The following is a 12,407-nucleotide window of genomic DNA, read 5'->3' as shown; positions in this document are numbered from 1 at the left end:
CGTTTGAAGTAAAAATATTATATTTATTTATATAATAAAAAGGCAAGCCCGGACCGTGCGCGGATCGGAGGGGTTTCAGGCCGGCAGGACGCTGAAGTAGACCGCGGCGAAATGGCAGGCGCTGCCGCCCACCACGAACAGGTGCCAGATGGCGTGGTTATAGGGGATGCGGTCGGCCAGGTAGAAGATCACCCCGGCGGTGTAGGTGATGCCGCCGGCCAGGAGCAGCCAGAAGCCCAGCGGGTCGATGCTGTCCACCAGTTCCCCGGAGGCGAACAGCACCAGCCAGCCCATGGCCAGGTAGATCGCCACCCGGGCGAGCTTGTAGCGGTTGCCAAATACCAGCTTCAGGATGATGCCGGTGGCGGCCAGCCCCCAGATCACACCGAACAGGGTCCAGCCCACCGGGCCGCGCATGTTGACCAGCAGAAAGGGGGTGTAGGTGCCCGCGATCAGGGCGAAGATGGCGCAGTGATCCAGCATCTTGTAGACCGCCCGCAGGCGCGGCCGCCGGCTGCCGTGATAGAGCATGCTGGCGGCGTAGAGCAGCGCCAGGGTGGCGCCGAAGACACTGAAGCTGACGATTTTCCAAGGGTCGCCGAGCAGGCTCGCCGCCACCACCAGGACCGCCGTGCCCACCAGGCTGAGCACCAGGCCCAGACCATGGGTGAGGCTGTTGAGAAACTCTTCCAGCAGAGAATAGTCCGCCGTCGCGGCGTCGTGCCGTGAGGCCATGATGGCTCCTTGGATGGTTGCCCGAGGGGGTCCCCGAAGCGGCATCATGGCGACAGCCGAGGTCCCTTGTAAAGGGCGGTGATGCGCTGGCGTGATCGGTCGCCAAATTGCTGTGTCTATGGAGGGTAAAAGATGGATTGTTCGCTTCTATGGTCGTGATTCGCAGAATCTGTTCGCCGGCACCGCCGATGGCCACTAGTCTTGGGGTCATACGAGCACGAAGCGCCGTCACGGGCGAAAGCGAGCCGGGTTTGATTCCGCTCAGCTTGTGAAAACGGAAAAAGGGGGCATCCTATGGAGAACCCTTTCACGGCTCTCAAGGAGGTAAGGCAATGATTGAACACAGCAAAGAAGTGGCCCAGGAACTGAGCAAGCTGCTCGCCGAAAGCTACACCCTGTACTTGAAGACCCACAACTATCACTGGAACGTCACCGGCCCCATGTTCCACGGCCTGCATCTTCTGTTCGAGGAGCAGTACACGGAATTGGCCACCGCGGTGGACACCATCGCCGAGCGCATCCGCGCCCTGGGCGAGAAAGCGCCGGGCAGTTACGCCGATTTCGCCAAGCTGTCCACCGTCAAGGACGCCGAAGGCAACCCGGACGCCACCGAAATGCTGAAGACGCTGACCGCCGATCATCGCACCGTGGCCGAACGGGCCAACAAGGTGCTCAGGCTGGCCGGCGAGCATGAGGACGAAGGCAGCGCGGCGATCGCCAGCGACCGCATCGAGATTCACGAAAAAGCGGCCTGGATGCTGTCCGCCCACCTGGGCGACTGACACGAGGGACATATCAAGACCCCCTTCGACATTTTCGGCCGGCGCTCCGCCGGCCTTTGTTTTTCTCTCTCTCCTCCTCTCCCGGTCTTGTCCTCGACCCTTCCTGGTATTTATTGTACTCTCCGGTTTTGTTTGTTCGGTATACAGCCCGTATTGGGTCGCCAGGAAAAGGCAGACAGTGATGAAAAGGATAATAGGGATAATAGGGGGCGCGGCACTGATGATGCTGGGCCTGGTGGGATGTGGGGAGCCGGCGTCGAAAGCCAAGGACGGGCCGGTACCAGTGAAGCTCGTCACCGTGGACAGGGGTGACGATGGCGGGCGCCGTTATCCTGGCCGCGTGATGGCCACGGAACGCTCCCAGCTGGCGTTTCGTGTTTCAGGCCAGTTGGTGGAACTGCCGGTGAAGGATGGCCAGCGTGTCGAGGAGGGGCAGTTGCTGGCTCGCCTGGATCCGCGGGATTTCCAGAATGAATTGGACAGAAGCCAGGCGGATGCCGAGCTGGCGGAGAAGAATTACCAACGTGGCCGCGTTCTGGCGGAACGGGGAGTGATCGCGGAATCCGAACTGGATGAGTTGTTGAGCCGTTATCATCAGGCCCGGGCGGCATTCAAGTTGGCGCGGGACAACCTCTCATACACCCGCCTGCTCGCTCCTTATGATGGTGTCGTGGCGAGCACCGAGCAGGAAAACCATCAATTCGTGCAGGCTCAAGAGCCGGTCATGAATCTGCAGAGCAGCGCTACCATTGATGTGCGGTTTTCCGTTTCGCAAAGCTTCATTTCCCGCATGGCGCCGCTGGACCGGACTTTCCGGGCCGAGGTGATCTTTCCGGCCTTGCCGGAGCAACGTTTTCCCGCCGTCTACCGTGAGCATGAGGCTCGCTCCGGTTCCACCCAGGCCTACTCCGTGGTCGTCACCTTGCCCACCCCCGAGGTACTGGCGGTCCTGCCTGGCATGAGCGCGGAAGTCCGGGTTGACGAAGAGCAGTTGAACGGTCCAAAGCGGCCACGGGCCCGGGTGCCGGTGGGTGCGATTTTCAATCAGGACGGAAAGGAAGGGGCCCGGGTCTGGCGCCTGGACCCGGAGGCCGGGACCGTGCATGCGGAAACCGTGACGCTGGGGGCGGTGACCGGTTCCGGGGTGGAAATCGTCAAGGGGTTGGAGCCGGGTGATCGGGTAGTAAGTGCCGGTGTGCATCGCCTGGAGGAGGGACAGGCGGTGCGTGAGCTGACTCGCGAGCGGGGCCTGTGATGGGTATCGCCGAGTACGCTGTCCGGCATCGGGTCGTAAGCTGGCTGTTCGCGGTGGTGTTGCTGGTCGGCGGCCTGGTCAGTTTTACGCGACTGGGGCAATTGGAAGACCCGGAATTCACGTTGAAGACCGCGCTGGTCAATACCGAATACCCGGGCGCGTCCGCCCTGGAGGTGGAAGAGGAAGTCACCCTGCCCGTGGAAAAGGAGATCCAGAGCCTTCCCTACGTGGATTACGTTACTTCCATATCGAGTGCCGGTCTGTCCCAGATCACCGTGGAAATGAAACCGATCTATCGGGAAAAGGATCTCAAGCAGATTTGGGACGAGCTGCGTCGTAAGACGCATGACATTCAGCCGAGGTTGCCCCCGGGAGCCGGAGGCATTCAGGTACTCGACGATTTTGGCGACGTCTACGGCATTCTGTTGGCGCTCACCGGCGATGGCTACGCCTATCAGGACCTTAAGAATTACGCCGACGTACTGACCCGGGAGCTGGTGCTGGTCGAGGGCGTGGGGCGTGTGCAGGTCGCCGGTCAGCGTCAGGAACAGGTTTTTCTCGAGCTGTCGCGGAATCACATGGCCAATCTGGGGATTAGCCCGGAGCGGATTTTCTCCCTGCTGGATACACAGAACACGGTCAATCCCGCCGGGAAGGTCCGGGTCGATGACGAGCAGCTTCGGATCAGCCCGGACGGGGCTTTCACTTCGGTGCGGGACCTGGGCGATCTTTTGATCTCCGAGCCTGGCGCGGAGCAACTCGTCTATTTGAGCGACGTGGCGGAGATCAAACGCGGTTACAGGGAAGTGCCGGATCATCTTTATCGGCATCGTGGCAAGCCGGCATTGACGCTGGGTATTTCCTTCGCCCCGGGAGTCAATGTGGTGGATGTTGGTGAGCGCGTGCGCCAACGTCTCGCGGAGCTTTCCTACCGGCAACCCGCCGGGATGGACCTGTCGACGGTTTACGATCAGCCCGCCGAAGTGGATGAATCGGTCAGTGCTTTCCTGTGGAATCTGGGCCAGGCGGTGATGATCGTCATCGGCGTATTGTTGCTGTTCATGGGCCTGCGCTCCGGCGTTCTGATGGGCGGTATCCTGCTGCTGACCATCCTCGGTACCTTTATTGCCATGGCGGTGATGGGCATTGAGCTGCAGCGAATCTCCCTGGGGGCGTTGATCATCGCTCTGGGGATGCTGGTGGACAACGCCATCGTTATCACCGAGGGCATCCTGGTGGGGATAACGCGTGGGTTGACCAAGGTAGCGGCGGCGGCGGAGATTGTCCGTCAGACCGCATGGCCGTTGCTCGGCGCCACGGTCATCGCCATTACCGCGTTCGCACCCATCGGCCTCTCCAGCGACGCATCCGGTGAGTTCACCAATAGCCTGTTCTGGGTGCTCTTGGTGTCGCTACTGTTGAGCTGGGTGGTGGCGATCACCCTGACCCCCTTTTTCGCCAATATGCTGTTTTCCGGCGACAGGGTGGCGGAGGCGGATGGCGATAGCGCTGGAGAAGATCCCTATAAGGGCGGTTTCTTTCGCCTTTATCGGGGGATGCTGCATCGCTCCATTCATCACCGCGTACTGACCCTGATATTCATGTGCGTATTGCTGGTGGCGGCGGTGGCGGGCTTCGGGTTGGTGAAACAGTCATTTTTCCCACCCTCCAACACGCCTATTTTCCTGCTCGACTACTGGCTGCCCCAGGGCAGCGATATCCGTGCCACCCGGGAAGGCGTGGAAAAGCTGGAAGCCTCATTGCTCAAGACCGGTCATGTCACGTCGGTGACCAGCACCATCGGTCAGGGCGCGCAGCGCTTTATGCTGCCGTATTTTCCGGAACGTCGTTACCCTTCCTACGCGCAGTTGATCGTGGAGGTGGATGAACGCGACAACATCGACGGTGTGATAGCGGAACTCCAGGAACGGCTGGCCGGGGAGCACCCCTCGGCCTTCATCAAGATGAAGCGTCTGATGATCGGGCCCTCCGCCAGCGCGACCATTGAAGCGCGTTTGTCCGGGCCGGACCCGGACGTCCTGCGCGGCTTGGCGGTGAAGGTGGAAGAGGTCATGCACAGGGACCCCGGGCTGGAAGCCATTCGCCATGATTGGCGCGAGCGAGAGAAGGTGATCGTGCCGCGCTTCGAGCAGGCCGAGGCTCGTCGCGCCGGCGTCAGTCGTGAGGATCTGGAGCAGGCCCTGGCGATGAACTTCTCCGGTGTTCAGGTGGGGCTTTATCGTGACGGCGCGGATTTGCTTCCGATCATAGTGCGCCCGCCGGAGGTCGAGCGCCTTGGCGCGAATAACCTGGACCAGGTGCAAGTGTGGTCGAGGGTATTCGAGGATTACATCGCCATCCGGCAACTGGTTTCCGGGTTTGAAACAAAGCTCGAGGATGGCCTGATCATGCGTCGGGACCGGAAGCGCACCCTTACCGTGCAGGCCGAGCCGGATATTCTCGGCGATGAAACCGGTGATCAGATCTTGCGGCGTATTCGTCCCGAGATCGAGGCATTGGCGTTGCCGAGCGGCTATGAGCTGAGCTGGGGTGGGGAGTACGAACTCACCAAGGATGCCCAGGAGGCGGTATTCGCCAGTGTGCCGATGGGTTATCTCTTCATGTTCATCATCACTATTCTTCTGTTCGACAGCCTGCGTCAGCCATTAGTGATCTGGGCCACGGTACCGCTGGCGATCATCGGCGTCACCATCGGTCTTTTGGTGTTCAATGCGCCGTTCAGTTTCATGGCGTTACTCGGCTTTCTCAGTTTGAGCGGCATGTTGGTTAAGAACGGTATCGTCCTGGTTGAGCAGATCAAATTGGAGATGGATGCCGGTAATGCACCGCTGGACGCCGTGATTCACGCCTCGGTGACCAGGGTCAGGCCAGTATGCATGGCCGCGGTAACCACCATTCTGGGGATGGTGCCCTTGCTGTTCGATGCCTTCTTCAAGTCGATGGCGGCGGTGATCATGTTCGGCTTGGGTTTCGCCACCGTTCTTACCTTGATCGTGGTGCCGGTCCTGTACACTCTGGCTTACCGCATTCGCCCTGACGGCGGCACGGCATGATCGCCGCCGTGCCGTCTGGGCCGTCATGGCGCTTGAAAATGGCACGACCTGCACTGGCTCCAAACGGGCCTGTCAACGCATATTGCGGACCATATCAAGAGCAGTTTCATGACAGGTGCCGCTATGAGTGCTCAAGCCCCGATTCGACGCACTAACAAGAGCCATATTCAACCGCGCCGGATGGATTTCACCTTCGATCCGGACATCCCCCGCTACTGGTTCGACCACGATCAGTTCAAGACCCTGCTGCTGACCGCGCTGTCCTGCACCTTCCCGGAGGGGGAACGGTTCTTCGTGCGCTCCGTACGCCATTACCAGAAGAACATCGCCGACCCGCAGCTGCGCGAGCGGGTCAAGGGCTTCATCGGTCAGGAAGCGCACCACGGCAACGAACACGAGCAGTTCAACGCCTTCATGGAAAGCAAGGGCGTGCCCACCCGCAAGGTGCACGACTATGTCCATGACGGCATGAAGTGGATCGCCAAGAAGTTCTCGCCGGAGCGGCAGCTGGCCAAGACCTGCGCCCTGGAGCACTTCACCGCCATGCTGGCGGAACTGATGCTCGAGGAGCCGGAATTCCTGGAAGGCATGGATGAGCGCATGCTGCCGCTGTGGTTGTGGCACGCCATCGAGGAAAGCGAGCACAAGGCGGTGGCCTTCGATGTGTACCGCGATCAGGTGGACAACTACTGGATCCGCACCTCGGAAATGGCCTTCACCACGGTGGAATTCATCGGCTTCACCATTTTCCACTACATCCAGCTGCGCCAGGACATGGACGATAAGCGCGACCTGCGCTCGGTGCTCAACGGCGTTAACTGGCTGCTCGGCAAGCCCGGCTGGCTGCGGCGCCTGGGCCGCTCCTACCTGGCCTACTACAAGCCCGGCTTCCACCCGGAGAAGAAGGACAGCCGCGCGGTGCGCCAGCGCGCCCTCAAGCAGCTCGCCGACATGCTCGGCCGGCCGGAACTGGCGGACGCCGCCTAGGCGGGTGCCTCGCCGCGCCGTTCCCGGGGGCGGGCGATGCCCCGCTCCCGGAACAGGGCCGTCACCCGCAGCACCAGGTCGCTCTGGAACGCCTTCTCATAGTGCACGTCGAGCACATAGGCCTTGGCGCGCAGCCGGATCGCCAGATACTCGGCCACCGGTACCTCCTCGATGGCGAAGCTCACCGGCTTCTTCAAAAAGGCGTAGCGGCTGGTCACGATCACCTCCTCGATGATGTCCCGGGCCGCTTCCAGGTCCGCGTCCAGCCCCACGTGGAAATCCGTCACCACCATCATGTCCAGCTCGCCGGCGTTGCCGGACGCCACCACGTCGGTGATGAAGCGGGCATTGGGAATGGTCACCAGGTTGTCATCCAGGGTCTGCACGCGCACCGCCCGCAGGCCCATGGAGACGATTTCGCCGTAGGTGTCGTCGAAGGTGATGCGGTCGCCCACCTGGAACGGCCGGTCGAACAGCAGCAACAGGCCGGCCACCAGGGAGGCGGCCACGTCCTTGAGGGCGAAGCCCAGCGCCACGGCGATGGAGCCGGCGGCGGCGAGGATGAACTCCCGGGGCGGATTGAGCACCCCCAGAATCAAGGCGCCGGTGCCCAGAGTGTAGATGGCGAAGCCGATCAGGGTGGTCAGCTGCAGGATCAGAAAGCGACGCGCCGGCACCCGCTCCATCAGCGAGTGGCCCAGGTGCTGGATGCCCCAGTTCAGCGCCCACAGGCAGAAGCCGCCCAGCGCCAGCAGGGCGATCACGGAAAGATCGAACAGATCCAGCACCATGGCCAGATCGCCGACCAGGTCACCGCTTTCATTCATGGAGCAGGTTTTTCCTGTTCAGGTGAGTGATCATGGCGTGGTACCACAGCGGCACCAGACGGTAGCGGCCGTCGTCCTCGCTGGCGCGGATGAAGCCCGCGTCGAAGCCGGCTTTCAGCGCGTAGCGCACCACGTTCTCGGAAAGATGGGTCACCGCCACGATCTCGTCGCCGGACAGGTTCTCGTGGGTGGCGATGGCGGCGTACACGAACAGCAGGTTCTCCCCGGACTTGTCCATGGCGGAGCTGGGCGGCAGCGATGGCAGCCCCACCAGCACCTCCCGCCGGCTCACCTTCACCGAGGTCTGCCACAGTCTCAGGGCGGTCATCGGATTGCCCCGGCAGGCGTCCCACAGCAGGCTGAAATAGCGTTGCTCGGCGTTGCGCACATTGCCCGCGTCCGGGCCCCGGGACGAGAGCAGCACCTCGTCGTAGCGCAGCCGCAGCTCGGTGCGGTGGTGGCGCGAGAGAATCAGCGAGCGGATCTCCGCCGGGCTCCAGCGCTTCACCTTGAGGGCATTGCGGAACTGGTATTCGCGGCCGAACACATTGCACAGGTAGGCCCAGCTCTGGTTGTTGAGCAGGATCAGCCAGAACAGGTTGTCCAGGCGCGCGTTGGTGAGCCGCAGCAGGGTGCGCCAGCCGTCCAGGCCGCCGATCCGCGACAGGAACACGTTCTGGCATTCGTCCAGCACCAGCAGGGTAGGGGGGCGGTCCGCGTCGGTCTTGACCAGGCTGGCCGGCCCTTCGGCCAGGTCTTCGTCCAGGGCCTCGGCGATCAGGTCGGTGACCGCCTCCGGCGACAGGGTCTTGGGCGGCACCCGCAGGGACACCACGCGCAGGTCCGGGTCGTCCTTGGCCAGGCTGGCCACCAGACGCCCGGCGGCCAGGCTCTTGCCGCCGCCTTTCTCGCCGGCCACCAGCAGGGTGTTCTCGTCGGTGCGATCCTCCCGCCAGCGGCGGATCGACTTGTTCATGGCCTCCAGCAGGCCGGTGTCGATAAAGGGCGCCGGCTCGCCGTCCGGCAACTCGGCGGCGAACCAGCGCTGGTAGTCCCGGGCCGCCTGGCTTTCGTCCACCTCGGCGTCCTCGTCCTCCTCGCCCCGGTTGCGCAGCCGGAACCAGCGCGCTTTCAGTCGCAGGTAGGCGTCGAAGCCGGCGAACAGCCGGTCCAGGTAGCGGGTGGCGAAGTACACCAGCGCCACCGGCAGCAGCAGCGGCGCGGTCCAGTGAAACAGCCCCCGGCGCAGCAGGGCCTCGGCGAGCGGGTCCAGCCGCGACGGCAGGATGCTCTGCAGGCACAGCACGTATTCCTCCGCCCGGGGCGCCAGCAGCCGGCCCACGGCGGCGTACAGGGACAGCGCCACCAGCGCCGCCAGAATATCGTGCACCGGCCCGTCCGGGCGCACCTGGGCGACCACCAGGAACAGGCCCCAGGGCAGCATCAGCGCCAGGGACAGGCGGCGGGCGCGTTGCCCGGCCTGGTCCGCCTGGTCGCCCTGCATGTAATGGCCGGCGCCCTGGGCCACGCGCAGAATCAGCCATTCGCCCACCAGCCGTTGAACGCCGAACAGCACGTACAGCTTCGCGATCGGCAGCGCCCAGATCAGCCAACGGGTGGACAGGGACTGATCCAGCAGCGGTGCCACCAGGGTGATGGCCAGGGCCAGGATCAGCCAGGGGAGCAGCGGCGCCAGGCCCGCCACCAGCCGGCTCAGATTCCACAGCCAGCGGCGTTCGCTGCCCAGTTGCAGCACCCGGGCATGCAGCGCCAGCAGGCCGCCCCGGGCGCGCTGGCTGCCCTTGGCCAGCAGCACGAACAGCGCCACGCCGATCAACAGCGCGAGGGCGTTGCCCGCCAGATTGAGCGTGGTGGTATCCGCGATGCCGTAGAACGACTGCAGCGCCTCGATCACCTCCCGCGGCGCCCGCGGCCAGGAAAACCCCATGGTGCGTCCCTTGCCTCCGATTTCGGTCATTGTATGGGCCGGGGTGGCGGGCGTCATCCGGAGCGCGCCAGCCCCGGGATGAGGGTGCTATAGTCCAAGTAACCACGGCATGAAGGACGAAGGAGAGACGGGATGGCTTCATTGCTGGTTAAGGATCTGATGGTGCGCCATCCGCTGGCGATCCAGCAGGGCACCGAACTCACCTCGGTGGTGGCGACCCTGCTGCAGAGCCGCTACAGCGGCCTGCCGGTGGTGGACGCGGACCGCCAGGTGATCGGTTTCGTGTCCGAGCAGGACTGCCTGCGCCGGCTGCTGGTGGCCAGCTATCATCAGGAGGGCTCGGTGCGGGTGGAGGACCTGATGCACGACGAACCGCTCACGGTGCATGAAAACCAGTCGGTGGTGGACATCGCCGAGATGATGGTCAAGCAGAAACCCAAGATTTATCCGGTGCTGGACGAAGGCGGCCGGCTCTCCGGGCTGCTCACCCGGCGCATCGTGCTGCGCGCGCTCAACGACAGCCGCCGGGCCTGACCGCTTCGTACAAGTTTGCGCGGTGTTGGTACGCTAGTGTTAATGGCGCAATGACCCCAATAACAAAAAGGAGTGCGTGCCATGCGTAATCTCGCCACCTTTCTCGCCGATTACGGCGAAAGTCATCGTCACCCGGTAAATCAGTGGGTGCACATCGTCTGCGTACCGATCATCTTCGTGGCCACCCTGGGTCTGTTCTGGCTGATCCCGGTGGGCCGGTGGCTGGGCCTGGACGGCGCCGCCGCCTACTGGATCAACGGCGGCACCCTGCTGGCCCTGGCCTGCATGCCCTTCTATCTGCGCCTGTCCCTGGGCGTGTCCCTGCTGATGCTGGGCTGGCTGCTGGCGTCCCTGTGGCTGATCACCACCGTGGACCGCAGCGCCCTGTCGCTGGGCTGGAGCGCCCTGGCGGTGTGGCTGGGCGCCTGGGCGGTGCAGGTCTGGGGCCACAAGGTGGAGGGTAAGAAACCCTCGTTCGTGGACGATCTGGTGTTCCTGCTGGTAGGGCCGGTGTTCGTCAGCCTGGAGCTGCCGTACAAGCTGGGCCTGAGCCGCACGCCGGGCCACGGCAAGCCCTCCTGACACGTGAGCCGGCCCCGATCGCCCCTTTATCTCTGGGAGGGCGGCTGGTGCATGCTGGCGCCGCAGCTGCACAACCGGCCCCACCGGCACGTGGCCGCCTCGTTGCTGGTGGGGCTGGCGGCGCCGATCCGCGTGCAGCTGGCCGGCCACCGGCTCACCGCCAAGGCGGTGTGGGCGGCGCCGGACGTGGAGCAGGCCCTGGACAGCGACGGCCCGGTGGCGGTGCTGCATCTGGACCCGGATCATCGCGCCTGGCGGGCCCTGCGCCTGCAGGGCCCCGGCGGCGAATTCGATCTGGACGCCCACCCACGGTTCGCCGCGTCGCTGGCGGCGCTGGCCACGGCGCCTTCGGTGCCCGACGCCCTGGCGGTGCGCGCCGCCCTGGAAGCCGGCGAGCCCCGCCCCCTGGATGAGCGGGTGCGCGCCGCCTGCGAGACCCTGCGGCGCGGTGACGGCGAGGTCGGTGGCGCCGCCCTGGCGGAAACCGTGGGGCTGTCCGAGTCCCGCTTCCGGCACCTGTTCCGCGAGGAGCTGGGGGTTAACCTGAAGCGCTTCCAACTGCACCTCAAATGTCAGCGGGCGCTGACCCTTTGGCGAGACGGCATGAGCCTCACCGATCTGGCCCTGGCCGCCGGCTTCTACGACCAGCCCCATCTCAATCGCACCCTGCGCGCCATGTTCGACACCCTGCCTTCCCGCTATGCTAGGGCCTTTCCCGTTCGGGTCGAACATCTGGACCCGGCATAACAAGATCAACCCGGGAGCGCCCATGGACTACCAGCACATCCGCGCCGATCTGGCGGACCACATCCTGACCCTTACCCTGAACCGGCCGGACCGGCTCAATGCCTTCACCCTGCGCATGAAGGACGAGCTGGTGCACGCCTTCGGCGAGGCGGACCGCGACAACGCGGTGCGCGCGGTGATCGTCACCGGCGCCGGCCGCGCCTTCTGCGCCGGCATGGAAATGCAGCCGGAAGACGGCGGCCATGTGTTCGGCTACGACGACGCCGAAGGCGAGACCCCGCCCCTGGACACCATCCGCGATTCCGGCGGCGAGGTGTCCCTGGCCATCTACAACTGCCGCAAGCCGGTGATCGGCGCGCTCAACGGCGCCGCCGTGGGCGTCGGCATCACCATGACCCTGCCCATGGATTTCCGGCTCGCCACCCACGGCGCCAAGATCGGCTTCGTGTTCAGCCAGCGCGGGCTTACCCCGGAAGCCTGTTCGTCCTGGTTCCTGCCGCGTCTGGTGCCCATGCACAAGGCGCTGGAGTGGATCTACAGCGGCGACATCTTTCTCGCCGAGGAAGGGCTGGAGGCGGGCCTGTTCCGCAGCCTGCACGACAAGGAATCGGTGCTGGATGCGGCCCGGGAACTGGCCGCCAGGCTGATCGCCAAAAGCTCGCCGGTATCCGTGGCCCTGGCCCGCCAGATGCTGTGGCGCAACCCGTCGTTCGAGCACCCGATGCGTGCCCACGCCGTGGAAAGCAGTATGATCTACCGCGCCAATGAGTTTTGGGACGGCAAGGACGGCTTCACCGCCTTCCTGGAAAAGCGGGACCCGGTGTTCGACACCGATCTGAACGACCTGCCCCGTGACTTCGGCTTCTGGCCGGAGCCGCCGCTCAAGTAACAGCGCCGCTCGAACAACAGCGCCACTCGAACAACTGAAAACAGCGA

Annotated in this window: 11 protein-coding genes; 8 read left to right on the top strand and 3 right to left on the bottom strand. The window is 64.1% G+C overall.

What is annotated here, in order from left to right; genetic code table 11:
* Positions 1–75: 75 nt before the first annotated feature.
* Complete coding sequence (trhA, locus tag HMJ39_RS15410) at positions 76–735, bottom strand: PAQR family membrane homeostasis protein TrhA (protein ID WP_194297970.1); 660 nt, start codon at positions 733–735, stop codon at positions 76–78.
* A gap of 332 nt (positions 736–1,067) precedes the next feature.
* On the opposite strand from trhA, the gene HMJ39_RS15405 reads away from it, so the two are divergent.
* From HMJ39_RS15405 to HMJ39_RS15390, 4 genes are all read left to right on the top strand, one after another.
* A complete protein-coding gene (locus HMJ39_RS15405; RefSeq protein WP_194297969.1) occupies positions 1,068–1,517 on the top strand; it encodes a Dps family protein in 450 nt (149 codons plus the stop codon).
* 220 nt (positions 1,518–1,737) lie between these two features.
* On the top strand, positions 1,738–2,772 hold the full coding sequence (locus HMJ39_RS15400) for an efflux RND transporter periplasmic adaptor subunit (protein ID WP_194297968.1): 1,035 nt from the start codon (positions 1,738–1,740) through the stop codon (positions 2,770–2,772).
* Positions 2,772–5,846 carry an efflux RND transporter permease subunit gene (locus tag HMJ39_RS15395; RefSeq protein WP_194297967.1) on the top strand — a complete coding sequence of 1,025 codons (3,075 nt, stop codon included), beginning with the start codon at positions 2,772–2,774 and terminating at the stop codon, positions 5,844–5,846. Before HMJ39_RS15400 ends, HMJ39_RS15395 begins: the two co-directional genes overlap by 1 nt.
* A 123-nt stretch (positions 5,847–5,969) precedes the next feature.
* Positions 5,970–6,833 (top strand): metal-dependent hydrolase, encoded by an 864-nt coding sequence (locus HMJ39_RS15390; RefSeq protein WP_194297966.1) that lies wholly within the window; start codon positions 5,970–5,972, stop codon positions 6,831–6,833.
* Here HMJ39_RS15390 and HMJ39_RS15385 read toward each other — a convergent pair.
* Entirely contained in the window at positions 6,830–7,660 is an 831-nt protein-coding gene (locus tag HMJ39_RS15385; protein WP_194297965.1) for a mechanosensitive ion channel family protein, read from the bottom strand. The genes HMJ39_RS15390 and HMJ39_RS15385 overlap by 4 nt on opposite strands.
* Entirely contained in the window at positions 7,653–9,608 is a 1,956-nt protein-coding gene (locus tag HMJ39_RS15380; RefSeq protein ID WP_194297964.1) for an AAA family ATPase, read from the bottom strand. Before HMJ39_RS15380 ends, HMJ39_RS15385 begins: the two co-directional genes overlap by 8 nt.
* Before the next feature lie 132 nt (positions 9,609–9,740).
* Between HMJ39_RS15380 and HMJ39_RS15375 the strand changes: the two genes are divergently transcribed.
* From HMJ39_RS15375 to HMJ39_RS15360, 4 genes are all read left to right on the top strand, one after another.
* Entirely contained in the window at positions 9,741–10,142 is a 402-nt protein-coding gene (locus HMJ39_RS15375; RefSeq protein WP_194297963.1) for a CBS domain-containing protein, read from the top strand.
* Positions 10,143–10,223: 81 nt separating this feature from the next.
* Positions 10,224–10,724 carry an Mpo1 family 2-hydroxy fatty acid dioxygenase gene (locus HMJ39_RS15370; RefSeq protein WP_194297962.1) on the top strand — a complete coding sequence of 167 codons (501 nt, stop codon included), beginning with the start codon at positions 10,224–10,226 and terminating at the stop codon, positions 10,722–10,724.
* Between the two features lie 51 nt (positions 10,725–10,775).
* Positions 10,776–11,471 (top strand): helix-turn-helix domain-containing protein, encoded by a 696-nt coding sequence (locus HMJ39_RS15365; RefSeq protein WP_194297961.1) that lies wholly within the window; start codon positions 10,776–10,778, stop codon positions 11,469–11,471.
* Positions 11,472–11,493: 22 nt separating this feature from the next.
* Positions 11,494–12,360 (top strand): crotonase/enoyl-CoA hydratase family protein, encoded by an 867-nt coding sequence (locus tag HMJ39_RS15360; RefSeq protein ID WP_194297960.1) that lies wholly within the window; start codon positions 11,494–11,496, stop codon positions 12,358–12,360.
* The last annotated feature ends 47 nt before the right edge of the window (positions 12,361–12,407 follow it).

It is taken from the genome of Alloalcanivorax profundimaris, from assembly GCF_015265435.1.
GTDB lineage: Bacteria > Pseudomonadota > Gammaproteobacteria > Pseudomonadales > Alcanivoracaceae > Alloalcanivorax > Alloalcanivorax profundimaris.
This window is presented reverse-complemented; position numbering and strand designations above follow the sequence as displayed.

What these genes read in the sequence shown, in the direction of transcription:
- trhA (WP_194297970.1), bottom strand. Translation starts at nt 735, where the DNA reads ATGGCCTCACGGCACGACGCCGCGACGGCGGACTATTCTCTGCTGGAA.
- HMJ39_RS15405 (WP_194297969.1), top strand. Translation starts at nt 1,068, where the DNA reads ATGATTGAACACAGCAAAGAAGTGGCCCAGGAACTGAGCAAGCTGCTC.
- HMJ39_RS15400 (WP_194297968.1), top strand. Translation starts at nt 1,738, where the DNA reads ATGATGCTGGGCCTGGTGGGATGTGGGGAGCCGGCGTCGAAAGCCAAG.
- HMJ39_RS15395 (WP_194297967.1), top strand. Translation starts at nt 2,772, where the DNA reads ATGGGTATCGCCGAGTACGCTGTCCGGCATCGGGTCGTAAGCTGGCTG.
- HMJ39_RS15390 (WP_194297966.1), top strand. Translation starts at nt 5,970, where the DNA reads ATGAGTGCTCAAGCCCCGATTCGACGCACTAACAAGAGCCATATTCAA.
- HMJ39_RS15385 (WP_194297965.1), bottom strand. Translation starts at nt 7,660, where the DNA reads ATGAATGAAAGCGGTGACCTGGTCGGCGATCTGGCCATGGTGCTGGAT.
- HMJ39_RS15380 (WP_194297964.1), bottom strand. Translation starts at nt 9,608, where the DNA reads ATGGGGTTTTCCTGGCCGCGGGCGCCGCGGGAGGTGATCGAGGCGCTG.
- HMJ39_RS15375 (WP_194297963.1), top strand. Translation starts at nt 9,741, where the DNA reads ATGGCTTCATTGCTGGTTAAGGATCTGATGGTGCGCCATCCGCTGGCG.
- HMJ39_RS15370 (WP_194297962.1), top strand. Translation starts at nt 10,224, where the DNA reads ATGCGTAATCTCGCCACCTTTCTCGCCGATTACGGCGAAAGTCATCGT.
- HMJ39_RS15365 (WP_194297961.1), top strand. Translation starts at nt 10,776, where the DNA reads ATGCTGGCGCCGCAGCTGCACAACCGGCCCCACCGGCACGTGGCCGCC.
- HMJ39_RS15360 (WP_194297960.1), top strand. Translation starts at nt 11,494, where the DNA reads ATGGACTACCAGCACATCCGCGCCGATCTGGCGGACCACATCCTGACC.